This is a genomic window from Brachyspira pilosicoli P43/6/78 (assembly GCF_000325665.1).
GTDB lineage: Bacteria > Spirochaetota > Brachyspiria > Brachyspirales > Brachyspiraceae > Brachyspira > Brachyspira pilosicoli.
The window spans coordinates 1,944,662-1,971,482 of sequence record NC_019908.1; the positions used below are offsets into that span (position 1 = coordinate 1,944,662).

The window sequence follows — 26,821 nt, forward strand, 5'->3', positions numbered from 1 at the left end:
GGAGAAAATAAATTATGAAAAAATATTATATTTTTGCTTTGATGTTTTTATCTTTTTTAAGTTTATCTATAATAAGCCCAAGAGTTTTTACTCAATCATATAGGCTTACTAAAGTTGGTTATGTTGATTTGGATAGGGTTGTAAAAGAAGTTACTAAAGACGAAGTTTTTGTTGAGAATTTAAAATTAAAAATGGAAGAGCAAAATAATAGAGACATGGCGGCAGAAACTAATAATACAGAAATAAATACTAACCCTAGAGATAATTCTTTGAGAGGACAAGTTAAAAGACAGGTTGCTTCATCACTTATTGGTATTGTAAAAAAAGAAGGATACACTTTAATACTTGAAAGAACAGAGTACGCTATCCTTTATGCAGATAGAAATTTTGATATTACAGATGCTGTTATTAAAGATGTAAAAGAATCTGTTATGAGAAAGTAATTATTAAAAAATAGTATTATTTCTTTAAAAATACATACTATTGACAAATAATCAAAAAAACTTTATATTAATATCACTCTGCTTAGTACGTGAAGCGATGACATTCTTGCACCACTATAATTTAATGCTAACGGGATCTGGAGCGAAGCATCAATGATAGGCTCGCCATTATCGCGATATGGTATAGAGAAATCAAGGTCATGTTTCTGAAGAGCCCACCTAACTATAAAGTTAGGTGCATTTATGTCGCATACGGCTAAAGCGGAGCTTTTTTATATTATGATTTATAAATATATTATTCACTACTATATCAAATAAAAAACCCAACACATAAAACAATTAGAGAGTAAATATGGACAATAAGACAAATAAAGAAAATGTAAGGCTTGTTAAAGTAATATTAGAATCTGGTTTTGCAAGCAGAAGAAATTGTGAGAAGGCTATAATGTCTGGAAGGGTGAGAGTAAACAATCAGGTGATATTAGACCCTGCTTATAGGGTTAAAGAAAGCGACTCTGTTTCAATAGATAGAAATATTATAGAAAGGCAAACTAAAAGGTATATGGCTTTATATAAACCTTTAGGCGTTGTAAGCACTACTAAATATTTGCCTGGAAGAAGAATTATTACAGAGTTTTTTAAGGGTATTAAAGAAAGGCTTTTTTATGCTGGAAGGCTTGACTCTGAATCACGCGGTATTATGATTATTACAAATGACGGTGAGTTTGCAAATATTATTACGCACCCATCTTATGAAATATTAAAAGTTTATGATGTTACTGTTAATGGCAAAATAGATTCTGAAGCTTTATTAAAGGCAAGTGCCGGCATTACTATAAAAAATGTTACTTATTCTCCATTTAAATTTAAAATTCTTTCAAAAGGAAGAGTGCAAAGTAAGATTCGCCTTACAATAAATGAAGGTAAAAACAGAGAGATAAGAAAGATATTTGATTATTTGGGTTATAAGGTAATTGATTTGGAGAGAATATCTGTAGGCTGTGTTAGTAAATATGATGATATATCTGGTACTTTAGAGGCTGGTCATATTAGAGATTTAACAAAAAAAGAGATAGAGTTTTTCTTTAAGCAAAAAGATAAAAAACTAAAAGAGATAGAATCTTTATTTTCTAATAATACTATTATTGATGAAGAGTTTAATGAAGAAGAGTTCTTAAAAGAAAATGAAGATAAAAAAGAAGAGAAAAAACAACATGATAAATCTAAATGGGCTAAAGCTAAGCCTAAGAAAAAAAGATTATCTCCTAAAAAATCTACTATTAACAAAAAAATGACTGCTAAAAAGAGTTCTGCTTCTGTTAAAGAAAAGAAATTAAAACAAGTAAAAAAATCTGTTAAAAAGTCATTAAAAAAGAATTCAAAATCTTTAAGTAAGAGAAGTAAATAATTAGCCCTATAAAAGCTATAGGGCTATCACTTTATTAATATATTAAAATCATAGAAGTATATACATATTATTGCTCTTAATAATACACTATAGAACAAAAAAAATCAATAAAAATACTATGTTTTTTATTTTATTTTTGTTATATTTTAAAAAAAATATGTATAAAAATAAATTACAAAGTTAGATTATATTGGTTTTATATAAAAAGGGGGTTGTATGTTTAAGAAGGCAATATATTTACTTATAATATTTATTTTAGTCATATCTTGCAGAAGGGCTGTAACGCGTCCTACTCTAGATTCCTTGGGAAGTACTCCTCCAGAAGAACCAGATTCTCCTATTATTGATGAAAAACCAGAACAGCCAGACCCAACTCCAGAACCAAAACCTGAATCTGAGTTTATTATAGTAGCTACTGATACTGAAGATATAATACAAAGTAAGATTCAAAAATATTATGAAAAAAATCAGAAATATCTAGCTTTTGTTGAAGGTACTGAAGCAGACATAAAACAAAATAATACAATATCAAAAATTAATTCTGTTATAAATAAAAATGCTTATACTGAAGGAATATCATTAGATTTAAGCTACACTACAATGACAGAAATAGCTGACAATTCATTTTATGGAAATAAATATTTATATTCTGTAAAACTTCCAGATACTTTAACTAGTATAGGAAATAATGCTTTTGGAAGTTCTGAAAAGTTAACAGAAATTAATTTCCCTTCTTCTTTAACGAAAATAGGAAATGGTGCATTTAGAAGTTGTATTAGTTTGATAGAAGCTGATTTAAAAGATACAAAAATAACTGTATTAAATGATCAAGTTTTTAATAGCTGTGACAATTTAAGTAAAATAGTATTTCCTGATGAATTATTAATTATAGAGAATAGTGCTTTTAGTTATTGTATATCATTAGAAGAGATTACTTTACCAGAAAAATTCCAAACTATAGGAACATTTGTATTTGCTGGATGTAGTAAATTAAAAAAAGTTAATTTTAATAATCAAATTCAATCTATTTATCACTATGCTTTTTATCAATGTACTTCTCTTTCAAGTATATCTTTGCCAAGCAGTTTAACACAATTGGGAGTAGTAGGAATAGAGATATTTCCAGATTGTACTTCATTATCAGATGTTGAGTATTTAGGTACAAATCCTGAAGCTATAAATTGTTTAGGTAATATATTTGATAATTCTATGCCTAATAATTTATATTTACCTTATGTAGAAGAACCAACAGATATATCAATTAAAGATAAATGGAATAAATTTTTGGGTTATTCTTGGTCTGGCAAGATAAGATATAAAACCCCTATGCCTGTAAATTAAAACAAAATAATAGAGAACTTATAATATATATAGGTTCTCTTTTTTTATATAAATAATATTAAACATTTACTTGATTATATGCTTTTTATATAATATACTTTAAACATATAATATTAAAATTAGAAAAACAAATTAGAGGTGTAATAACTTATGGAAAAAAATGTACAAGATAGAATTAATTCTTGGCTTAATGGTCCTTATGATGAAGAGACAAAAAAAGAGATTAAGGCATTATTAGATTCTGGTAATGAAAAAGAATTAACAGATGCTTTTTATAGAGATTTAGAGTTTGGTACAGGCGGACTTAGAGGGATAATGGGTGTTGGTACTAACAGAATGAATAAATATACTGTTGGTGTTGCTACTCAAGGTTTAGCTAACTATATACTTAAACAAGGCGGAAGTGATTATAAAGTTGCTATAGGCTATGATTCAAGAAATAATTCTGATGTATTTTCAAAGGCTGCTGCTGAGATACTTTCTTCAAATGGTATAAGCGTTTATTTGTATGATGATATTCACCCTATATCATTACTTTCTTATGCTGTTAGAAGTTTAGGCTGTATTGCCGGAGTAGTTGTTACTGCTAGTCATAACCCTAAAGAATATAATGGTTATAAAGTATATTGGACTGACGGTGCTCAAGTTATTCCTCCTCATGATAAAAATATAATAGAAGAAGTATTAAAAGTTAAGCCTGAAGAGGTAAAAACTGGAGATGCTTCAAGAGTTACGCTTATAGGAAAAGATATTGAAGATAAATATATGAATGATTTAATGGGTTATTTGGTTAATCCTGATATTATAAAAAAACATCATGATATAAAGATAGTTTATACACCTATTCATGGTTCTGGATACAAAATGGTTCCTATGGCTTTAAGAAAGGCTGGATTTACTAATTTAACAACTTTAGAAGGTGCTCAGCCTCCTAATGGAAACTTCCCTACAGTTGAATCACCTAATCCAGAAAATCCAGAGGCATTACAAATAGCTGTTAATAAGGCTAAAGAGATAGGTGCTGAACTTGTTATGGGTACTGACCCTGACTGTGATAGAATGGGTTGTGCTTTGCTTACTAAAGACGGCTCTTATATGTATCTTACTGGAAACCAAATAGGCTCTATTATTTCTTATTATCTTATAACAAATAAAAAGAATGTTAAAGACCCTTATATAGTAAAAACTATAGTTACTACTGAGCTTGCTAGGGCTATTGCTGATGCTAATAATGTTAAGCTTTATGATGTGCTTACAGGTTTTAAATGGATTGCTGATATTATAGAAAGAACAAAAGAGGGTACATATTTATTTGGTTTTGAAGAGAGCTTTGGATACTGTATTAACTCAAATGTACGCGATAAAGACGGTGTTAGTTCTTGTTTGATGCTTGCTGAAGTGCTTGCTTATTGTAAAGATAATAATATGACATTAGCTGACTACTTAGAGAGCATTTATGAAAAATATGGTTACTTCTATGAAGAGACTATATCTATCACTAAAAAAGGTGCTGACGGAGCTAAGGCTATAGCTGATTTAATGACTTATTATAGAAACAATTTACCTAAAGAGATTTCTGGTGTTGAAGTTGTAAGCATAAGCGATTATGAGAAAAAAGAAGTTTATGACAACAGCGGTAAAAAAATAAGCGATATTGCTCTTCCAAAATCTAATGTTCTTCAGTATATACTTGCTGATAAAACTAAAATTACAGTAAGACCTTCTGGTACTGAACCAAAAATAAAGTTCTATTTTGAAGTTTGTGTAAAAGAAAGCAAAGATAAGAGAGTAAATATAGCCAAAGAAAAAGTAGCTAATTTCAAGAAGTTTATAAAAGAATAATTTTAATTTAAGTATTAATAAAAAAGAAGAAGCTCTTAATAATAGGGTTTCTTCTTTTTTTGTTTTATTAGAATTCCCGCCCTTTAAGTTTTATTGCGTATACTAAAATATAATTTCTATTTGTTTTAAAGCCCAATTATAAAAAGCACACCCACCCAAGATTTTTTTTATTTTCTGGTTTTAAAATCACGCGGTAAATAAATTTATATTTATTGTTTTAGTGTAATTATTAATTAATTTTATTTTTATAATTGTTTTATCGTGTGCTTAAGAAATTACATTATAATATTCCAATTTATCACTAGCAACAATGTGAAAAATATTATATAATACATCATCTTTACATAAAGGAAATATATAAATGAAAGCATTAATTATTACAGATAATTTATTTGAAGATTCAGAATTATTTTATCCATATTTTAGATTATTAGAGGAAGGTATTGATGTTGATATAGCAGCTCTAAATAAAGGAAAAATTAAAGGAGAATACTTTTTCAAAGTTGAGGCTAAATTAGATTTTTCAGAAGTGGAGCCTTCAAATTATAAAGCATTGATAATACCTGGAGGAAGAGCACCCGAGGCTATAAGAGGCAATGAGAATGTTAAAAAAATAATAAAATACTTTGTTGATAATAACCTTACTATAGGGGCTATTTGTCATGGACAGCAAACTTTAATATCTGCAAAAGTATTAGAAGGAAAAGATGCTACATGTTATATAGCTATAAAAGATGATTTAATCAATGCTAAAGCTAATTATAAAGATGAAAAAGTAGTAGTATGCGGAAATATCATAACTTCAAGATGTCCTGATGATTTGCCATATTTTGCTAAAGAGATAATAAAGAAATTAAAATAATAGATTTAAAAATAAAAGAGGCTCTAATACAGGGCTTCTTTTTTTGTTTTATTAGAATTCCCGCCCTTTAAGTTTTATAGTTTAAACTAAAAAATATAATTTATATTTATTTTGTAGCTCAATTATAAAAAGCACCCTCGCCCTAATTTTTATTATTTTTTTAATCTATTTAACCGCACGGTGAATAAGTTTATATATATAAAAAATTTGTTATTTATAGCTTATTTATATTTTTTATTTAGCTTAACGTGCGGTCAATTAAGCTATTTAAATTATTTCTCTAAATATGCATAGTGAAATCTGTATCTTCCAAGAGGATTAAATATTGCACCTTTTAGTTTTGGATTAATCATAAATGGGTCCATTCTATATATTATTGGTATTATAGGCATATAGTCAAATATTAAATCTTCTGCTTTATGTAATGCTTTTGTTCTTTCATCAGTATTAGTTGTGCTTGAAGCAAATTTCAATAAGTCATTAAACTCTCTGCTGCTAAATCCGCTATGATTAACAGCACTTACTTCTGAAAAGAAACTAATCATAGCTAAAGGGTCGCTATAGTCTGCAGTCCAACCAGTGCGGGCTAAATCATAATTCTTCTCAACCATAGCTTGAAATGTTTCGTTGTATTCTTCAGACTTTATTGTAACATCTATTCCTAAATTCTCTTTATACATCTCCTGCATAGCTTCGCATATTAAAGTAAAATATCCTGGAGTTGTTCTTATCTCAAGTACAGGAAAGTTATCTCCGTTTGTATATCCTGATAACTCCATAAGTCTTTTAGCTTCTTTTATGTTTGCATCATAGCTTCCAAGATTAAGATAATTGCTTCCATTTTCTCTAAAGTCTTTGCCATCGCCATCTTTCATTCCATAAGGCACAAATGCATATGCCGGAGTTTGATTCATCTTTGTAATGTTTGATATTATATAGTTTCTGTCAAATGCTAATGCTAATGCTTTTCTTATGTTTTTATTTGTAAGCACTCCTTTTTTAGAATTAATCTCTAAGAAATATATTCCATAAGCAGGCTCTTGTAATATATAATTTTCTTTTATAAGAGAAGATATCTCTCCAAGCGGAGCTTCTATTACAGAAAATTGTATGTCTCCTCTTTTTATAGCGGCAAGAGAAGTGTTTGAATCGCTCATTATAATAACATTAATTTTTTTGGCAATAATGCTGTCTTTATCATAATAATTAGTATTTACTTCCATAACGATTTTTTCATCAGTTTTTCTCTCTGTCATTACATAAGCCCCATTTACAATATATGTTTCTGGGTTTCTAGACCAATCATCGCCGTATTTTTCCACAATATCTTTTCTAACAGGAAAATAAGCACTGCTCACAGATAAATATTCTAGAAAATATGGAGTAGGGTTTTCTAATACAATCTCTAAAGTGCTGTCATCAATAGCCTTTACACCTAAAGCATCAACATTAGTTTTACCACTTATAACCAAACTTCCATTTTTAACAACATTAAGCATATGAGAATAGGCTGCTGCTGTTTTAGGGTCTGCTGCTCTCTTTAGAGCATATTCAAAATCTTGAGCTTTTACTTTTTCACCGTCAGACCATTTAGCATTATCTCTTAAATAGAAAGTATATGTGAGACCATCTTCAGATATGTCCCAGCTTTTAGCCATACCAGCTACAACTTCATCATTTTTGTCTTTTTTAGTAAGCCCTTCAAAGAAATGTATCATATATATTGAGCCGAAACTAAGCGAGTTTAATGTAGGGTCTAGAGTTTTAGGCTCTCCGCCAAGAGATATAGATATTTCATTATTTGATGTAGTTTTATTGTTATTATTGCATGAAATTATTGATAATATTAAAAAAATGATATATATAGCTTTTTTCATTTTCTTCTCTCTTTAAAATTATTAGAATGCGTAATTCTATTAATTAATGCTTATAAAGTCAATAGTTATTATTGATATAATGATATAATAAAAATATTTTTTAGAGATAAAAATGTAATTGTGAAAAAGAGTATAATTGTTTATAATGATTGAGTTATGAGTAAGTTAGAAGAGTTATTGAATAAAGAATGTCCTGACGGCGTGGAATATGTAGAGTTGAGTTCTGTAATCAATTATGAACAGCCATCAAAATATATTGTAGAAAATACTAAATACAATGATGATTATGATACTCCTGTTTTAACAGCAGGTCAAACTTTTATACTTGGTTATACAAATGAAAAAGATGGAATATATAAAGCTAGTAAAAAAGAACCTGTAATTATATTTGATGATTTTACAACTTCTTTTCATTGGGTTGATTTTAATTTTAAAGTGAAATCATCTGCAATGAAAATGCTTAAAGTGATAGATGAAAATAAATCAAATTTTAGATATTTATATTATTGCATGAAAAATATAAAGTACGTTCCATTAGACCATACACGTCAATGGATAGAAAAATATTCAAAATTTATGATACCATTACCACCAATAGAAGTACAAAAAGAGATAGTACGTATATTAGATGAGTTTACAGAGAAGACAACAAAATTACAGGAGCTTTTGCATAGAGAGACGATTTTAAGAAAAAAGCAGTATGAGTATTATAGGGATAAGCTTCTTACTTTTAATGATGATGTTGAATGGAAAAACTTATCTGAAATTGCTGAAATAGGCACAGGTAGTAGCAATACAAATGAAGAAATTGAAAATGGTAAATATCCATTCTTTGTACGTTCTCAAGAAGTTCGCAGTAAAAATGAATATGAATATGATGAAACAGCTATTATAACTTCAGGTGATGGTGTAGGTGTTGGAAAAATATTTCATTATATTGAAGGAAAATATGCTTTACATCAAAGAGCTTACAGAATTCATATTATTGATGAGAATGTAATACCAAAATATTATTTTTATTATATGAAAACAACTTTCTTATCATATATAGAAAAAACTTCTTTCCATTCTTCTGTGACTTCAATTAGAAGACCAATGCTAGATAATTATCCTGTTCCAGTACCGCCGTTAGAGGAGCAGGAACGTATCGTAAACATATTAGACAAGTTTGATGCATTGTGTAATGATATCACTAAAGGGCTTCCTGCTGAGATTGAGTTGCGTAAAAAGCAATACGAGTATTATAGGGATAAGCTATTAACTTTTAAAGAAAAGAAAAAATAATTGTGAATAAAAGATCACTCCCACGCACGCCTAAGAGGTTATGATTAAGACAGAGCATTACCGTGCGGCAAGGTGGTACAGCTCGTACCCCGCACGTCTGAAAGGCTATGATTAAAACAGAGTATTACCGTGCGGTAAGCCCTCGACCGTAGGGAGTGCATAGCTAGGTGAGTAGCTCGTACAAAAAAAGGTCATACATATTAAATGCATGACCTTTTGTATTTTATAAGTTTATTTCTTACTGTTGTGCTTGAGTAGTGTTATTTTGCTGTCTTAACTGCATAACCTCATCATAAGTCAAATACTCTAAATCAGGATTATAATCACCGCTTCTCTCTTCACCATTAAGGCTAGGTATTATTAATCTTTGACCAGGAAGTATTAAATCAGGGTTATTAGGGTCTCTAAGTACATTTCTGTTAGCTTCATATATTCTGTACCATTCTATAGGGTTGTTGTATATGTAGCTGTATCCAGCAATTCTCCATAAAGCATCAGTTAGAGGTACTCTTCTTACTACAACATAATATTGAGGTAATACAGTAACTTTTCCTTCTGTATTTACTTCTTGACCAGTAGTAGCATCAATTATTTGACCAGTTTCGTTACCGCCCATTTCACCAGGTATAACTTGTCCGTCAATAGGTCCTCTCTCTTCTATAGCATTCATGTTAAGATTAGCTTCCTGCATTTTTTGGTCAGCTAAAACATAATCATTGTTATTTAAAGCATCTTCAGCTTCTTTAATAGTTTGAGATAACTTTTGTTCTTCTTCGCTGTCTTTAGTTAAATAACCTTCGCTTATAAGTCTGTCTCTTCTTGCCTTTAATTGCTCTAGATTTTTAACAGCTTCTTCTTTTTTCAATTGATTAGCAGTGTTTAATATATTATCCATAGTTTTAGAAGCTTCTAAAGCTTTATCGCTTGCAGTTTGAGGAGTGTTTTGTAAAGCATTATTAGCATCAGTTAAAAGTTTTGATACGTTTTTATCATTATCATCACCTTTAGCTATTACTTGATCATTAACTAAATTATTATATTTATTTTGTGCATCTTCTATGTCTTTTTTAGCTTTTGCTATTGCATCTGCTTTCGCTTTAGCCTCTGCTTCAGCTTTTGCTTTAGCAGCAGCTTCTGCTTTCGCTTTAGCCTCTGCTTCAGCTCTTGCCTTAGCTTCAGCAGCAGCTTTTGCTTTAGCTTCTGCCTCAGCTTTCGCCTTAGCATCTGCTATAGCTTTATTTATACCAGCTAATGCAGTAGATACATTCTGCTGAACGCTTGCAAAATTGTCATTGCTAAGTGCTTCATCAGCTCTAGTTAAAGCACCATTAATATTTCTATCATTAGCATCGCCTGCTTTTACACTCTTGCCTAATTCTGCTTTATATTTGTTTCTAGCATCATTAATGGATTTTGAAGCTATTGCTCTTTCTCTATTAAGATAACCTTCTTTTACACTGTTAGCAGATTGTAAAGCATTGTTGAAAGAATTATATACTGTAGTGAATGTGTTTGAAGAAGCAGTAAACTCTTCATCTGTAGGAGGAGTTTGCGGTTCTGGAGGTAAGTTAGTAATACTATTATTTCCTTCTTCAAAGAATTTTAGAGCTTCTTGATATTTTGTTTTAAATTCATTATCAGTAGAAGCACCTAATTGTTCTATTTCATTAATAGTCTTATTTGCATCATTTTTTGCTTTAGCTATTCTTAAGTTCATTAATCTATAAAATAATGATACAGTAGTTTTATCTATAGAGTCAGAAGCCTCTTGAGATTTATCATAAGACTTTTGGTATTCTCCGTCATTTTGTAAAGTCTCAGCTTCTCCAGTAATTCTAGCCGCATCATCATAAGTTTGAGCAGGTAATACGCTAAAACTAAAAGAGATTAAAGCTATATAAGCTACGATTTTCTTTATTAAAGTACTCATTTTTCTTTTATACTCCTTAAAATATTAAAATATTAGCTTTGTTGCTCTTGCTCTAAAGTTTCAAGCTCTTTTACCATAGCTTCAAGTTCAGCTAAACGCTCTTTTACTTTAGTTAAAGCTTCATCACTTTTATCAAATTGTTCTTTAGTTTTATTATATAAAGCTAAATAAGCCTCTTTTGCTGTATAAAGTTTATCTACTAATACTCTATAATCTTTAGTTTCAGCAGTATACATAGCATTTGCTTCATTGTATATTGTTTCAGCTTGAGCATATTCTTCACCATACATAACATTAGCTTTAATTTGACTAGCATTAGTATAATTTTCATCAGTTTGTTTTTTTAGTATTTCAGAATAAGGTGCTAAACCTTTATCTAAAACTAAATTATAATTAGTTTCAGCTGTAAGAAGAAGCTCTTTAGCTTTTTCAGCTTCATCTTTGTTTTCTGCCTTCATAATGATATCAGCCTCTGCGTATCCTTTCTCAGCGATATCATAATCATCTTGAGCAAAAGTTTTAATTTCAGTATACTTGTTTACAGTTTCTCTTAATGCAGTAACTCTCTCATAATCTTTTGTAGGAAGCCCTCCGCAAGACATTACAAAGAAAGATAATGCTACTATTAGAGCTGTCTTTTCTTTTAAACTCATATTAATACAATTCCTCCTGTTTTTTAATATATGTAAAAAATATAAAAAAATAATATGTTAACAACATTATCGCTTAAATAATTAAAAAGTCAAGTTATTTTAATTATAGAAGGCATACAATAAAAATTAGACTAATACTAAAATCTACTATTAATTTAAATTGTTTAAAAGGAAAAAAGTAAAATTAATTAAGCTATAAATTATTAAAAATATTAAATGTTTTAAAAATACTACTTGCAATTTTTTTATTATATAGTATAATGATTAAATCATTTTGCTGGTGTAGCTCAATTGGCAGAGCAGCTGATTTGTAATCAGCCGGTTGCGGGTTCAAGTCCCATCACCAGCTCATCTCTTTACTTATCTTTTTTCATATTAATAAATCTATTTTTCTTTTCGATAATGATTCTATATATTTTTAATATCTTCTTGGGATAACATTATGGCAAATCTTAAATTAAAAGACTTAATTAAAAAAAATAACTTTTTTGTTAATCGCAGAATCGGGTTCTAATCATGAAGGCTCTATAGATGATGCTGTTCAATTAATTAGAGAAGCTTCTAAAGCCGGGGCTAATGCTGTGAAGTTTCAAAGCTTTACTTCAAAAACTCTATTTGCACATAAAGAATATACTAAAATACTTAAAATACCAGAAAATGCATTAGATAATGTTGATGATATAGTATTAAAAAAAGAGTGGTATGAAACTCTATATAAAGAAGCTAACAAAAATAAAATTATTTTAATGAGCACTCCATTTTCTGTTGAGGCTGTTGATGATATGGATAAATATGTTCCTATATACAAAATAGCTTCTTGTGACATAGATAATATTCCTCTTTTGAGAAAAGTTGCTTCTACTAAAAAACCTGTGATACTATCTACTGGTTTGGCTACAAATAAAGATATAAAAAATGCTTTAAATATTTTGAAAAATAATGAGGTAGCTTTACTTCATTGTTCTGTTGAGTATCCTACACCTTTAGAGAATGCAAGATTAAATAGAATAGTTGTTATGAATAAACTTTTCAAAAAAAATATTATAGGATATTCTGACCATACTATAGGCATAGATGCACCTATTATAGCATATACTCTTGGTGCTAAAATCATAGAAAAGCATTTTACAATAACTCCAGAAAAAAAATCGGGCGACCATATAATAAGTTTAGATACTAATTCTATGAAAGAAATGATTTCCAAATTAAAAGATACTAATAAAATGCTTGGCGGAAACGATGCTTTAAAAAATGAAAAGAAAATGAGCAAGCAAGAGAAAAAAGAGCTTGTTTATGCTAAGAGGGGTATATATCTTAATCATAGCATGCTTAAAAATGAAGTGATAACAGAAAAAGATTTAATAACTTTAAGACCATGTGTTGGTATATCTGCAAAAGATTATGATAAAGTTGTTGGAAAAAAGTTAAAACTTGATAAAAAATCTTTTACAGCATTGAGTACTAGCGATTTAAAAAAATAGCAATTAATAAAATTTATTTTATTTAAAAATAGTATTAAAGTAAACATAATCTATTTGATTTAATTCTTCAATATAGTATAATAAAACAAAGTTATAATAATAAAAATTTGGAGAATGAAAAAATGAAAAAATTGCTAGCAATATCTTTGTTTATATCCATGAGTATTGCCCTTCATGCTTATGAAACTATACCTTATATGTTTAATAATATCGTTCCTTATGGTGTATCTCCTGATGAAGTAAATGAAATACTTATGTCTAATAGTTTTATAACAACAGAAGGACAGGCTGTAAGTGGTACTTTTTATATATCTTCATATCCTGATCCAGATTTAGCTTGGTATAATCCTCAAACTTTAAAATGGGTTAATATAAAATTTACTACTAATGAGATGTCTGATTTATTTAAGAGAGATTTAAATCTTTTATATTTTAATTATACATTAGATGATGAGTTTAAATGTATGACTATAACTGCTGAAAATTTATCAGAAGATAGTACTTTAGCAGGAAAAAATACTAAATGGGTTTATAAATTCTTCTTCCATAATGATAAATTATTTGCTGTAAGTTCTCGTTATCAAGGCGACGGTGCTTTAGAACAATATAAGCAAAGAAATCCTGATAATGAATATGCAAATCCTGGATATGTTATGTCTTCAGGTTTATTCAATAGAACTTTAAATGGTTTCATAACAAAATACGGCGGATTTGATAATAGTCTTGTAAGAACTTTAGATGATTTTGCTTCTATGTATTATGGAAACTATATTAATGGACAGGCTGATACTTCTTTATCTGTATTCTATGCTAAATACGCTATGAAAAATATTAACTTCGTTGCTTCTTATGTTGATAACTATAGAATGAGACCTATTTATTATAGATTCCAAAATAAAATTTATGAAGATGTAAATGATATAGCTGATGTACCAGTTGGAATACCACCTGAGGTAAAAAAATTAAATAAAGATAAAAACAATAATCAAACAACTGCTGAAAATAATCAGTAATAAAATTAAGTTGTATAAATATAATAAAGAGAGGCTATATTTTAGTCTCTCTTTTTTTTTGCAAAAAAATATATATATGATATAATGAAACTTAAAATTTATTATTTATTTAAGAGGTTTCCTACAATGGATTTAAATGAATTGAGCATAATTCAAATTAGAGAGAAATTAAAAAATAAAGAAATAGACGCTGTTAGTTTAACAGAATCTATTATAAAGAAAATAGAAGAAGATGATAAAAGAGAAGATAAAATATATGCTTATTTAGAAATTTTTAAAGATGAGGCAATAGAGCAAGCAAAAAAAGCACAAGAGAGAATTAACAAAGGTGAAGATTTGCCTCTTCTTGGAGTTCCTTTAGCTATTAAAGACAATTTATGTTATAAAGACCATTTAATGACAGCTTCTTCAAAAATGCTTGAAGGTTACAAAGCTCCATATACAGCTCCTACAGTTCAGAGATTAATAGACAATGGTGCTATTATAATTGGAAGAACTAATATGGACGAGTTTGCTATGGGCGGTACTACAGAAACTTCTAATTATGGAATAACTAGAAACCCTGTTAATAGAGCACATGTTCCTGGAGGTTCTTCAGGCGGTTCTGCTGCTGCTGTTTCTGCTAACTTTGCTTTTGGTGCATTGGGAAGTGATACTGGCGGTTCTATCAGACAGCCTGCTTCTTTCTGCGGTATAGTTGGTGTTAAGCCTACTTATGGAAGAGTTCCTAGACTTGGATGTGTGGCTATGGCTAGCAGTTTAGATCAAGTTGGTCCTCTTGCGAAAGATGTTAAAGATGCTGCTTTGATGACTAAAATTATTGCTGGTTTTGACCCTAAAGAATCTACTACTTTAAACATACCTGTGCCTGATTATAATTCTCTTTTAGATGGAAATGTTAAGGGCATGAAAATTGGACTTGCTAAAGAGTATTATGAAACTGATTTATTAAATAATGAAGTGAGAGAAAATGTAATGAAGGCCATAGATAATCTTAAGTCTCAGGGTGCTGAGATAGTAGATATATCTTTGCCTAATGCTAAATATGGTTCTAGGGTTTATACTGCTGTTATGGCGGTTGAGGTTGCTTCTAATATGGGAAGGTATGACGGTATAAGATATGGTTATCACCCTAAAGGCGATTTTAATTTAGATGAATATTATTATGCTTCAAGAAGTGCTGGTCTTGCTTTTGAAACTAGAGCTAGAATATTATTTGGTACTTTAATGACTGGTAAAAAATTCTTCTACAGCCATTATCAGCATGCTCTAAAAGTGAGAAAACTAATGCAAATGGACTTTGATAATGCATTCAAAAATGTTGATATCATAATATCTCCAACTTCTCCTATAACTGCAGGTCTTTTAGGTACAAGAGACCAAACAGACAGTGCTTTAGGATTCTTAGCCGATAGTTATGCTTCTAATATTAACTTGGTAGGTCTTCCTGCTATGAGCGTGCCTTGCGGAGTTGATAAAAACAATATGCCTATAGGTATACAGTTTATAGCTAAGCAGTTTGATGAGGCTTCTATGTTTAAAATGGCTTATGCTCATGAAATAAATTACAAATAATTATAGTTTTAATAAAAATATAAAGGGCTTTTACTATTATTAATAGTTTAAGCTCTTTATTTTTATATTAATAAATTTTTTCATATTATTAAATAAAAATATTGATTTGCTATATCTTTTTTAAAAATAATTTATATATTATTATATTATTTTGTTGAGGGAAAATAAAATGATATTATTGGTTTATTCAATGCCTTTTTTGGTTTATTTATGTTCCAGTATATTTTCAACAGTTTTAGTTATTAATTCATCAGAAATGGGTGCTAGTGCTTTTTTTATTTCTCTTTTAGCAGTATTTTATGGTATGGGTATGATGGTTTCTGCTAGTACTTTTTCTAAGTTTAAAATACCAAAGAGAATATATCCTAAATTATTATATATACAATCTTGTATTCAGGCATTATTGAGTATACTTTGCGTAATATATTTAAATAATGAGTTATCTCTTTTATATTCATTTTTATATGGTTCAAACACAACTATATTTTTTGTATGTTTTCAATCATTGCTTGACAGCGTATCAAAAGATTTGCCTGTGAGGATAAGCAGCGGGCTTTTTATATTTTCTTGGACTTTAGGATTATCTGTTGGACCTATAGTTACAGGTTTTGTTTATAATTTTAGTTCTGATATTGGATTTTTTATTGTAATAGCTATGAGTGTTTTGATGTTTATATTATTTTATTTATCAAGACATTTACATTTCAAGCCTAAAAGACATAAATGGGAAGAGCCTTTTATGAGAGCTCCAAGATATAAAGTTTATATAGGCTGGCTTATAATATTTGTCGGTGCTTTAGTGCTTCATACATTAAGGTTTATGTTTTTGGATTATGGCATAAAAGAAGTTGGGCTTCAAAAAAGCAGTGCTACATTTTTAGTTGGTGTATTATCTGGGGTTATGTCTTTGGGGGCACTTTTTTCTGCATTCTATTTTAGAATATTAGAAAGAAAGAGGGTATTTACCGTTGTTGGTTTGCTTACTCCTATTGCTTTAACTTTACTTTTAATTTCAAATAATTTTTGGGTATTTTTTGTATCATTTGTATTTTTAGGTTTTGTGAGCGGATTTGGATATTTCTTTGGTCTTTATTATGCTTTGGCTGACCAGGAGAGAGACAGTGCTAATGTGGCTGTTAATGAAGCTTTGACGGGTGTTGCTGCTTTGGTGATACCTTTTATAGTTGGATATTTAGCTTCAAATTTCTCATATTTTATAGCTTTTTTATTTATGATGATAATATCTTTAATATGTTATAGTATAGCTATATATTTAATGTGGCAGAGAAAGAGAACTACCATCATAAAAGAAAAATTTGACAGATTAATAGAAGAAGCAGATAAAAAATATAAAGCTTAAAAGTTTAATGGAGCATATTCATTTTTTTTAGCATATTCTATTAAATGCTCTATTTTTTCTTTGCATCCGCCGCAGCCTGTACCTGCTTGAGTTTTTTCAGATACACTTTCTACAGTTGTGAGTTTATCTGCTGCTATTGCGGAATATGCTTGTCTATATGATACATTTTTGCAATTGCAAAGCATTTTATCATAATTTATAGATGTTTGACACTTTAAGTCTTCTATATTTAAATCCATAATAGTTTATCCAAAAACATTTTTTTTTATTTTAACATTTTTATGAGAAAATTCAAGAATATATGTGTAATTATTTATTTCTTAAATAGTTATCAAAATATTCTATTGTTTTCTTCAAACCTTCTTCCAACTTATAATTCGGCTGCCAATTTAGTTTTTCTTTAGCCAAACTAATATCAGGCTGTCTTTTTACAGGGTCATCTTTAGGAAGTTCTTTAAAAATTATTTTTGATTTTGAATTAGTCATTTCTATTATTTTTTTAGCGAATTCTAAAACAGTCATTTCATGAGGATTTCCTAGATTAACAGGACCAATAAAGTTTTCACTATTCATCATTCTTACAGCACCGTCAATTAAATCATCGCAGTAACAAAAACTTCTAGTCTGACTTCCGTCTCCATAAACAGTTATATCAATATTTTGCAGAGCCTGTATAATAAAGTTTGAAACAACTCTTCCGTCATTTTCATTCATTCTAGGTCCGTATGTATTAAATATTCTTATGATTTTTATATCAGTATTATATTGTCTATGATAATCCATCATTAAAGTTTCAGCACTTCTTTTACCTTCATCATAGCAGCTTCTCACTCCGTCTGGATTTACATGTCCCCAGTAAGTTTCTTTTTGAGGATGTTCTAATGGGTCTCCATAAACTTCGCTTGTAGAAGCTTGAAGTATTCTAGCATTACAATCTCTAGCTAAATCAAGCATATTTATTATACCAAGTACATTAGTTTTAAAAGTTGCAACAGGGTTTTTTTGATAATGTATTGGAGAAGCAGGGCAAGCAAAATTGTATATTTCATCGCATTCTATATGTATTGGTTCTGTTATATCATGTCTCACACTTTCAAAGTTTTTGTTGTCTAATAAATGTTTAATGTTTTCTTTAGATGCTGTATAAAAATTATCAACAGATATTACATAATTTCCTTCTTTTAATAATCTTTCGCATAGATGAGAACCTAAAAAACCAGCTCCGCCCGTTACAATTATTCTTTTCATAGATTTTTATTCCTTAAAGAAAATTTTTATATATAATACATAATATTTTTGTATTTTTCAATATATTTTATAAGTTTACAATATTTATTTGCTTTATATTAAATCCCGCCCAATTAAGCTTTTTGTATTAATTAAAATATTATATTGCTTTATTTTTTATTATGCTTAATTAAAAAAGCACACCCGCCCAAGTATTTATTATATAAACAATTTTTTTAACGCACGGTAAATTATTTAAATTTTAATTTCAATATAATTTATATTTTTTATTTTCCTTACCGTGCGTTGAGTAGATTTTAAATTTTAAAAAAGCTAGGGTGGGTGCTAAAATTAGAGTGTTAAACAAAAATAAAAAATAATTTAAAAATAACAGAAAATATAAAAAGCCTAGATGGTGGGGAGTGTAAATAAATTTTTTTTAAGTTATTAAATACTTAGAGTCCAATTTTCATCATTATGATATATCATTAGCTTTGTCATTCCGCCATCTACTGTAATATTTTGAGCATTTATAAAGTTGTTATTGCAAATAAACCAAGCTGTAGTAGCTATATCTGACACATCGCCTATTTTAGCAGATGGATGCTGAAGTATATCCTCTTTGCTAAAGTTAGAATCATTAGAAGTATTTATCCAACCTGGGCTGATTGAGTTTACACGTACTTTATGAGATAAGCTTATAGCCATAGAATGTGTAAGAGATATAATAGCACCTTTTGAGGCACTGTAGCTTTCACTGTCTTTTTGAGACATAAAAGCCCTTGTGGAAGCTATATTTATTATGCATGCATTTTTATTAAAATTATTCATTAAGTTTTTTGTTATTTGATAAGCGGATGCAACTGATACTTTAAAAATCTCTAAAAAGTCATCATAACTGCAATTACTTAATAATCCATTATTTGAATAGCAGGCATTATTAATTAAATAGTCAACATTGCCAAATTTTTTTATTATTTCATTTGTAAAATTATTAACAGATTTTTCATTGTCTATATTATCATTAATAAATAGACATTCTTTTTTAATATTTTTTATTTCTTCTATTAGTTTTAAACCATTTTCTTTGTCTTTATCAATAAAAGCTATATCGCAATTATTTTTAGCAAAATGCAATGCTATTTCTTTTCCTATTCCGTTAGCAGCACCTGTTATAACGCAAACTTTATTTTTCATTTTATAAACTTCCTAATTGTTAATATTTATTTATATAATATAATTAAATATCTAATATTTTCAAATCTATTTTTATAAAAATAAAAAATTCATTTTATTTGTTAACAAAATAATTTATATTGATTTTGTATAGAATAATAATATAATAAGCAAAATCTATTTTTTAAATAACTCATATGAAAAGAATTATTAAAAACGAACTTCAAAATTGGAAATCTATAGAAGTGATATGGATTATAATAGCATGCAGTATAATATTATCACTTTCTATATATTGGAAAGAAAATATTATTGGTATAGTGTCATCAATAAGCGGTATATTATGCGTGATTCTCACAGGTAAAGGAAAATTATCTTCATATTTATTTGGAATGATTAATACTATTCTTTATTCTATTATAGCTTTTAATGCAAAATACTATGGAGAGTTTATGCTCAATGTATTTTATTATATACCTATGAATATAGTGGGTTTTATATTATGGAGCAGAAATATGAATAGTGAAAATCAAGAGGTAATAAAAACAAAATTAAATAATAAATACAAAATTATAATATTTGCTTTATCTTTTATATCAATATTTATTTATGGATTTATATTAAAAAAATTAGGAGGTTCTCTTCCTTTTGTAGATAGTGCAAGTACAGTGTTTGCCATAACTGCACAAATACTATGCGTAAAGAGATGTACTGAACAATGGATAATGTGGATACTTGTAAACATTTTAAATATTTCTATATGGTATATTAATTTTGCAAGCGGGGGAGATAATATAGCTACTTTGCTTATGTGGAGTGTTTATTTAGTTAATGCGGTATTTATGTTTATTAAGTGGTATAGAGAGTCAAATAATAAAAATCAGCAGATAAACTAAAAAAATAATTCGGAGGCTTTATGTATAATGTAGGAATGTACGGCGGTTCTTTTAATCCTCTTCATCTTGGTCATGTAAGATGCATAATAGAAGCTGCTAATCAATGTAAAAAACTTTATATTGTTTTAGCTGTGGGAAATAATAGAAATGAAATTGATAAAAAAGTAAGATACCGTTGGCTTTATCAATTAACAAAGCATATTGGAAATGTGAAGATTATATTTATAGAAGATAATGCAAACACAAAAGAAGAATATACTGAAGATTTATGGGAAGAGGATTCTGTAAAAATAAAAAATGCTATAGGAGAAAAAATTGACGCAGTATTTTGCGGAGATGATTATAAAAATAAAGATTCTTTTTATACAAGACATTATAAAGATTCAGAGTTAATATTTATAGAGAGAGATGAAATAAGTTCTTCAAAAATTAGAGAGAATGTTTATAAGTATTGGGATTATTTGCCTAATATAGTAAAGCCTTATTATACAAAAAAGGTTTTACTTTTAGGAAGTGAAAGCACAGGAAAATCAACTCTCACAATTAATTTAGCAAATTATTATAATACCAATTATATAGAAGAAGCAGGAAGAGAATTATCAGAAAAGTCTGGAACTGATTTGCTTATGCTTTCAGAAGATTTTACAGAGATACTTCTTACTCATAAATTAAATGAAATAAAAGCAATAGAGCATAGCAATAAAATATTATTTGTAGATACTGATGCAATAATTACAAACTTTTATATGCATTTTTTGGAAGATGAAAATATTATTGATAATGAAAGACTTGCAAAGGCAATTATACATATAAACAAATATGATGCTATATTATTTTTAGAGCCTGATGTTGATTTTGTTCAGGACGGAGACAGAAGCGAAGTTATAAAAAATGACAGAATAAAATATAGCGGTAAAATAAAAGATATACTTAATAATATGAATATAAAATATCATTCTATAAGCGGAGATTATCAAAAAAGATTTAAAAAAGCTGTTTCTATTGTTGATAGTCTTTTACAAAAAAACTTTTAATAATAAAAATCTATTTATAAACTTATTGATATAAAATTAGAAAATAAAAACAATATATAGTTTTTATGAACTATATATTGTTTTTATTTTTTTATTTTCAAGTATTCTTTATAAAAGATAAAAATAGGATATTATTATGAAATTAAAATGGGAAAAGCTTTTAAATGAAAATAAATACAAAAGAAAGTAAAGATAAAAAAGATGATATAATATTCTATTTTGAAGATGATTACAGCAAAATAATATTTACTCCTCCATTTAGGAGGCTTCAAGATAAAGCACAAGTTTTTCCATTAGAGGTAAATGATTTTGTAAGGACAAGATTAACTCATTCATTGGAAGTTTCTTCTATAGCTAAGTTAATAGGACTTAGAGTAAAAGATTTTATAAAATCTCAAGATAATAATGAATTGTCATATGAATCAATACCAACTATATTAGCATCAGCTGGCTTAATGCATGATTTAGGAAATACACCATTTGGCCATGCAGGTGAAAGAGCAATACAGAATACATTTTAAAAAATTTTTTGAAAAAAATAAAAATATAATATCAGAGGATAAACAAAATGATTTTATTAATTTTGATGGAAATCCTCAAACTTTCAGAATAGTAAGTTTTTTAGAATCAATAAAAGATACACATGGTTTAAATTTAACATATTCTACTCTTGCTACTTCTATGAAATATCCTGTTAATTCTTGTACTGGAAATAAAAAAACAAATAAAAGTGATCAAGATATTCGTTATAAAAAATTTGGCTATTTTAAATCAGAAGAAGAATTTGCTAAAAAAGTTCTGACAGAAACGGGATTGCTAGATAGTAATAATAATATATATAGACATCCTTTGGCATTTTTATTAGAGGCAGCAGATGATATAGCTTATTCAATAGGTGATATAGAGGATGGCGTTAAAAAAGGAATATTTACAATAACAGATATATTAAATGAAATAAAAGATGATATAGGGAAAGATAGATTGGAAAAAATAAATAAATCCATTAAAGAAAGCTATATAGAAGAAAACGCCATAATTTATTTGAGAGTTAATATACAAGAAAAAATGATAGAGGATGTTGTACAAGAATTCATGAAACATTATAATGATATTATGAATGGAAATTATAAATATGAATTATTGTTAGAGTCTGAAAGTAAAAATCTAAGAGAAAAATTAAAAAATATACTAGATAAACTAATATTATCAGATCATAGAATAATACAGACTGAAATATCAGGTGGTAAAGCATTAACATTTTTAACAACTTTATTTTTAAATGAATTTTCAAAAGAAGAATTTGCCAAATGTGTATTTATTAAACTAAAATATAGTGAAAATAAAATAGATATACAAAATAATTCATATAAATTAATATCAAAAAGCTATAAAAAATTATATGAAACAAAATTAAAAGATATTATGGATAATAAAGGTTTTTCAGATTTTAAAGAAGAAATTTATTATTATTCATTTCTTTTAATAACTGATTATATATCAGGTATGACAGATAGTTATTGTATAAATCTATATAGAAAACTTAATTCAATAGATATTTATTAATTACATAAAAACTATTGATATAATAAGCATTGCATATATAATCTACTATTATAAAAACTCCATATAATAATGAGGTATATTCAATGAACTATCGTATCTTCATAGAGAAAAAAGAAGGTTTTGATTTAGAAGCTAAGAGATTAGAAAGCCAATTAAAAGAGAATTTCCAAATAAAAAGTGGTGTAAGACTTCTTAATGTTTATGACATTTTTAATATAGAGGAAAGTAAATTAAAAAACTCTATTAATGTAATATTCTCAGAGCCTCCAACAGATAGGGTAGTTGAAAAAAAAGATTTTGAGAGTTTAAAACATTTTGCTGTGGAATATTTACCTGGACAATTCGACCAGAGAGCTGATTCTGCATTACAATGTTTGAAGCTTATTTATAATGATATAGAAGAAGTAACTATAGTAAGCGGCAAGGTTATACTTTTTGATGGAAATATAGATGACATCACAATAGAGAAAATAAAAAAGTTCTATATTAACCCAGTAGAAAGCAGAGAAAAAGATTTAAGCAAATTAGAAATAGAGCCTCATCAAAAAGCTGATGATATAAAAGACGTAGAAAACTTTATTAACTTAAATACAGAAGAGCTTCACAAATATAGAGATAATCTTGATTTGGCTATGACTTATAAAGATATAGAGTTTGTGCAGAATTATTTCAAAAATGAAGAGAAAAGAAACCCAACAGAAACAGAGATAAAAGTTCTTGATACATATTGGTCTGACCATTGCAGGCATACTACGTTTATGACAAAGATTAATGATGTAAAATTAGAAAATGATAAGAGTAATTTTTCAGAAGTGATACTTAATGCTATTAATAAATATTACAGCATGAGAAAAGAGCTTTACGGAGAAGATGTTGACAGTAAAAGAGATATTAATTTAATGGACATGGCAACTGTATCTGCTAAATATATAAAGAAAAAAGGAAAACTTGAAGATTTAGAGATTTCTGATGAGATAAATGCTTGTTCTATTTATATAGATGTTGATGCTATAGATGAGAATGGAAAAAACAAAACAGAAAAATATTTATTAATGTTTAAAAATGAAACTCATAATCACCCTACAGAGATTGAACCTTTCGGGGGAGCTTCTACATGTTTGGGCGGAGCTATAAGAGACCCGCTTTCTGGAAGAAGCTATGTATACCAGGCTATAAGAGTTACAGGAAGTGCAAATCCATTAGAAAAATTAGAAGATACTTTACCTGGAAAACTTCCTCAAAAGAAAATAACAACAACTGCAGCAGCAGGATATTCTTCTTACGGTAATCAAATAGGGCTTACAACCTGTTTAGTTAATGAGATATATGATGAAGGATATAAGGCAAAAAGGCTTGAAGTAGGTGCTGTTGTTGGAGCTGTTCCTGTGGATTATGTACGCAGAGAAAAGCCAAAAGCAGGAGACATAGTTATAGTGCTTGGAGGAAGAACAGGAAGAGACGGCTGCGGCGGGGCTACTGGTTCATCAAAAAGCCACACTGATACATCTTTAAGGCTTTGCGGTGCAGAAGTACAGAAAGGTAATGCTCCAGAAGAGAGAAAGATTCAAAGACTATTTAGAAATAAAGAGGTTACTAAATTAATAAAAAAATGTAATGACTTTGGTGCGGGAGGAGTTTCTGTTGCTATAGGTGAATTATCAGACGGAATTGACATTAATCTTGATGTTTTGCCTGTTAAATATTTAGGATTAAATGGCACTGAGCTTGCTATATCAGAATCACAAGAGAGAATGGCTGTTGTTGTTGAAAGTAAGGATGCAGATAATTTTATAAAACTTGCCAACAAAGAAAATATTGAAGCTACAAAGGTTGCCACTATAACAGACACTAACAGACTTGTAATGTATTTAAAAGGAAAAAAAATTGTAGATATAAGCCGTAAGTTTTTAGACACCAACGGAGCTAAACAAGAGACTAATGCTATTCTTAAAGATATTAATTTTGAAAATAATCCATTTAACACAAAGAATGCATGTTCTCTAACATCGCATTGGTTTAATATGGCAGAAAATTTAAATGTTGCTTCTCAAAAGGGACTCATTGAAATGTTTGACTCATCAATAGGGGCTACTACTGTACTTATGCCTTTCGGTGGAAAATATCAAATGACTCCAAGCGATGTAAGCATTCAAAAAATACCTATATTTGACAACAATGCCAAACAAATAAATACTGCTTCTGCTATATCTTGGGGTTATAATCCTTCTATAATGAAATGGTCAGAGTTTCATGGAGGAATATACTCTGTAATAGAATCAATGTCAAAACTTGTTTCTATTGGTGCTGATTACAAAAAGATAAGATTATCATTTCAAGAGTATTTTGAGAAATTAGGTAATGACCCTAAAAAATGGGGTAAGGTTTATTCGGCATTACTCGGCACAATATATGCACAAACTGAATTTGATATACCTGCTATAGGCGGTAAAGACTCTATGAGCGGTACTTTTAATAATATATCAGTGCCTTCAACTTTAATATCATTTGCAGTATCAACTGTTGATAGCAATGATGTTATATCTCCAGAGTTCAAATCTTCTAATAATTATGTGTATTTAATAAAGCATAATATGCTTGAAAACTATATGCCTAATGTGGCAGAAATAAAAGAGAATTTTGAATTCATACATAAAAATATAAAAGACAAAAAAATATTATCAGCTTACACTATTAAATTCGGAGGCATTGCTGAAGCTCTAACAAAAATGTCTTTCGGCAACAGAATAGGAGTTGATATAAAAGATGAGCTTTATTTCTTTAACTTAATGCCTGCTTCATTTATAGTGGAGACTAAAGAAGAATTAAATTATAAAAATGCTATACTTATAGGAAAAACTATTAATGAATACAAAATAAAAGTATGCGGTGAAATAGTGGATTTAGAGGAATTAGAAAAATTATGGCTTGATAAATTATCAACAGTATTCCCTTATAAAACTTATGAGGATATAGAAACTTACCAGCTAGCTGAATATAAAAGAGAAGCACCATTTATATGCAAAAATAAAACAGCTAAACCTAATGTTTTAATATCTGCATTCTTAGGCACTAACTGTGAATATGACACTCAAAAAGCTTTCTCTGATGCTGGAGCAAACACTGATATTTTTGTATTTAGAAACATTAAGCCAGAATATATAAAAGAATCAATCGAAGAGATGTCTAAAAAAATTGATAACTCTCAAATATTTATGATTCCAGGAGGCTTCAGTGCGGCAGATGAGCCTGACGGTTCTGGAAAGTTTATCTCTGCAATACTTACAAATGAAAAAATAAAAACATATATACATAAGCTCTTAGAACGCGACGGGCTTGTTTTGGGTATATGTAACGGTTTTCAGGCATTAATAAAATCAGGGCTTCTTCCTTATGGAAAAATAGGAAACATTACAGAAAAATCTCCTACTCTTACATTTAACAAAATAGGAAGACATATTTCTCAAATGGTAACAACAAAAGTAGTATCAAACAATTCTCCTTGGTTATATAACATACCTTTAGGAAGTGAGCTAGTTGTACCTGTTTCTCATGGTGAGGGAAGATTCTTTGCTGATGAAGATATAATAAAAGAATTAATCAAAAAAGGACAGATTGCTACTCAGTATGTTAATTTTGAGTCAAAACCTACTAATGAGTTTAGATTTAATCCTAATGGTTCAGCTTATGCAATAGAAGGTATACTTTCAGAAGACGGAAAAGTATTTGGTAAAATGGGGCATAGTGAGAGATACGGAAATAATCTATACAAAAACATAATCACAAAAGATATTTACAACATATTTGAAAATGGAGTTAATTATTTCAAATAATTATTAAATTAATTATTTTAATAGGG

General features: G+C 28.5%; 21 protein-coding genes and 1 tRNA gene. 16 read left to right on the forward strand and 6 right to left on the reverse strand.

The window, feature by feature from the left end; translation table 11 throughout:
* Positions 1-14 precede the first annotated feature (14 nt).
* The 5 genes from BPP43_RS08695 to BPP43_RS08715 all read left to right on the forward strand — a co-directional run bounded on the left by BPP43_RS08695 (position 15) and on the right by BPP43_RS08715 (position 5,896).
* The gene (locus tag BPP43_RS08695; RefSeq protein WP_013244105.1) at positions 15-443 is read left to right on the forward strand and encodes an OmpH family outer membrane protein; all 429 of its coding nucleotides are present in this window, start codon (positions 15-17) and stop codon (positions 441-443) included.
* 352 nt (positions 444-795) lie between these two features.
* A complete protein-coding gene (locus tag BPP43_RS08700) occupies positions 796-1,851 on the forward strand; it encodes a pseudouridine synthase (protein ID WP_015274733.1) in 1,056 nt (351 codons plus the stop codon).
* A gap of 216 nt (positions 1,852-2,067) precedes the next feature.
* On the forward strand, positions 2,068-3,192 hold the full coding sequence (locus BPP43_RS08705) for a leucine-rich repeat domain-containing protein (protein ID WP_013244103.1): 1,125 nt from the start codon (positions 2,068-2,070) through the stop codon (positions 3,190-3,192).
* Between the two features lie 150 nt (positions 3,193-3,342).
* A complete protein-coding gene (locus tag BPP43_RS08710; RefSeq protein ID WP_015274734.1) occupies positions 3,343-5,034 on the forward strand; it encodes a phospho-sugar mutase in 1,692 nt (563 codons plus the stop codon).
* A gap of 361 nt (positions 5,035-5,395) precedes the next feature.
* Positions 5,396-5,896, forward strand: coding sequence for a type 1 glutamine amidotransferase domain-containing protein (locus tag BPP43_RS08715; RefSeq protein ID WP_015274735.1), 501 nt, complete (start codon positions 5,396-5,398; stop codon positions 5,894-5,896).
* A gap of 272 nt (positions 5,897-6,168) precedes the next feature.
* Here BPP43_RS08715 and BPP43_RS08720 read toward each other — a convergent pair whose 3' ends face one another.
* On the reverse strand, positions 6,169-7,773 hold the full coding sequence (locus tag BPP43_RS08720; RefSeq protein ID WP_015274736.1) for a peptide ABC transporter substrate-binding protein: 1,605 nt from the start codon (positions 7,771-7,773) through the stop codon (positions 6,169-6,171).
* A gap of 156 nt (positions 7,774-7,929) precedes the next feature.
* Between BPP43_RS08720 and BPP43_RS08725 the strand changes: the two genes are divergently transcribed.
* Positions 7,930-9,057 carry a restriction endonuclease subunit S gene (locus BPP43_RS08725; protein ID WP_015274737.1) on the forward strand — a complete coding sequence of 376 codons (1,128 nt, stop codon included), beginning with the start codon at positions 7,930-7,932 and terminating at the stop codon, positions 9,055-9,057.
* Between the two features lie 238 nt (positions 9,058-9,295).
* Here BPP43_RS08725 and BPP43_RS08730 read toward each other — a convergent pair whose 3' ends face one another.
* Both BPP43_RS08730 and BPP43_RS08735 read right to left on the reverse strand, forming a co-directional pair.
* Positions 9,296-10,987 (reverse strand): LysM peptidoglycan-binding domain-containing protein, encoded by a 1,692-nt coding sequence (locus BPP43_RS08730; protein WP_013244098.1) that lies wholly within the window; start codon positions 10,985-10,987, stop codon positions 9,296-9,298.
* A gap of 32 nt (positions 10,988-11,019) precedes the next feature.
* Complete coding sequence (locus BPP43_RS08735; RefSeq protein WP_013244097.1) at positions 11,020-11,640, reverse strand: hypothetical protein; 621 nt, start codon at positions 11,638-11,640, stop codon at positions 11,020-11,022.
* Between the two features lie 276 nt (positions 11,641-11,916).
* Between BPP43_RS08735 and BPP43_RS08740 the strand changes: the two genes are divergently transcribed.
* From BPP43_RS08740 to BPP43_RS08760, 5 genes are all read left to right on the forward strand, one after another.
* Positions 11,917-11,989: transfer RNA gene (locus tag BPP43_RS08740), tRNA-Thr, on the forward strand.
* A gap of 139 nt (positions 11,990-12,128) precedes the next feature.
* Positions 12,129-13,121 carry an N-acetylneuraminate synthase family protein gene (locus BPP43_RS08745; RefSeq protein WP_015274738.1) on the forward strand — a complete coding sequence of 331 codons (993 nt, stop codon included), beginning with the start codon at positions 12,129-12,131 and terminating at the stop codon, positions 13,119-13,121.
* A gap of 122 nt (positions 13,122-13,243) precedes the next feature.
* The gene (locus BPP43_RS08750; protein WP_015274739.1) at positions 13,244-14,134 is read left to right on the forward strand and encodes a hypothetical protein; all 891 of its coding nucleotides are present in this window, start codon (positions 13,244-13,246) and stop codon (positions 14,132-14,134) included.
* A gap of 126 nt (positions 14,135-14,260) precedes the next feature.
* Complete coding sequence (gene gatA / locus BPP43_RS08755; RefSeq protein ID WP_015274740.1) at positions 14,261-15,709, forward strand: Asp-tRNA(Asn)/Glu-tRNA(Gln) amidotransferase subunit GatA; 1,449 nt, start codon at positions 14,261-14,263, stop codon at positions 15,707-15,709.
* A gap of 169 nt (positions 15,710-15,878) precedes the next feature.
* Positions 15,879-17,069 (forward strand): MFS transporter, encoded by a 1,191-nt coding sequence (locus BPP43_RS08760; RefSeq protein WP_015274741.1) that lies wholly within the window; start codon positions 15,879-15,881, stop codon positions 17,067-17,069.
* On the opposite strand, the gene BPP43_RS08765 is transcribed toward BPP43_RS08760, so the two are convergent.
* From BPP43_RS08765 to BPP43_RS08775, 3 genes are all read right to left on the reverse strand, one after another.
* Positions 17,066-17,308, reverse strand: coding sequence for a (2Fe-2S)-binding protein (locus tag BPP43_RS08765; RefSeq protein ID WP_013244092.1), 243 nt, complete (start codon positions 17,306-17,308; stop codon positions 17,066-17,068). The genes BPP43_RS08760 and BPP43_RS08765 overlap by 4 nt on opposite strands.
* 70 nt (positions 17,309-17,378) lie before the next feature.
* Positions 17,379-18,317 (reverse strand): UDP-glucuronic acid decarboxylase family protein, encoded by a 939-nt coding sequence (locus tag BPP43_RS08770; protein ID WP_015274742.1) that lies wholly within the window; start codon positions 18,315-18,317, stop codon positions 17,379-17,381.
* A 426-nt stretch (positions 18,318-18,743) separates the two neighbouring features.
* The gene (locus tag BPP43_RS08775) at positions 18,744-19,493 is read right to left on the reverse strand and encodes an SDR family oxidoreductase (RefSeq protein ID WP_015274743.1); all 750 of its coding nucleotides are present in this window, start codon (positions 19,491-19,493) and stop codon (positions 18,744-18,746) included.
* Between the two features lie 176 nt (positions 19,494-19,669).
* On the opposite strand from BPP43_RS08775, the gene pnuC reads away from it, so the two are divergent.
* The 5 genes from pnuC (at position 19,670) to BPP43_RS08795 (ending at position 26,795) form a co-directional block, all read left to right on the forward strand.
* Positions 19,670-20,368: a nicotinamide riboside transporter PnuC gene (gene pnuC / locus BPP43_RS08780; RefSeq protein ID WP_041752832.1), complete on the forward strand. Its 699-nt coding sequence runs from the start codon at positions 19,670-19,672 to the stop codon at positions 20,366-20,368.
* Positions 20,369-20,388: 20 nt separating this feature from the next.
* Entirely contained in the window at positions 20,389-21,402 is a 1,014-nt protein-coding gene (locus BPP43_RS08785) for an AAA family ATPase (protein WP_015274745.1), read from the forward strand.
* 164 nt (positions 21,403-21,566) lie between these two features.
* Positions 21,567-21,923: an HD domain-containing protein gene (locus tag BPP43_RS11505; protein ID WP_015274746.1), complete on the forward strand. Its 357-nt coding sequence runs from the start codon at positions 21,567-21,569 to the stop codon at positions 21,921-21,923.
* The gene (gene dgt / locus BPP43_RS08790; protein ID WP_015274747.1) at positions 21,895-22,965 is read left to right on the forward strand and encodes a dGTP triphosphohydrolase; all 1,071 of its coding nucleotides are present in this window, start codon (positions 21,895-21,897) and stop codon (positions 22,963-22,965) included. Before BPP43_RS11505 ends, dgt begins: the two co-directional genes overlap by 29 nt.
* A gap of 83 nt (positions 22,966-23,048) precedes the next feature.
* Positions 23,049-26,795: a phosphoribosylformylglycinamidine synthase gene (locus BPP43_RS08795; protein ID WP_015274748.1), complete on the forward strand. Its 3,747-nt coding sequence runs from the start codon at positions 23,049-23,051 to the stop codon at positions 26,793-26,795.
* Positions 26,796-26,821 lie beyond the last annotated feature (26 nt).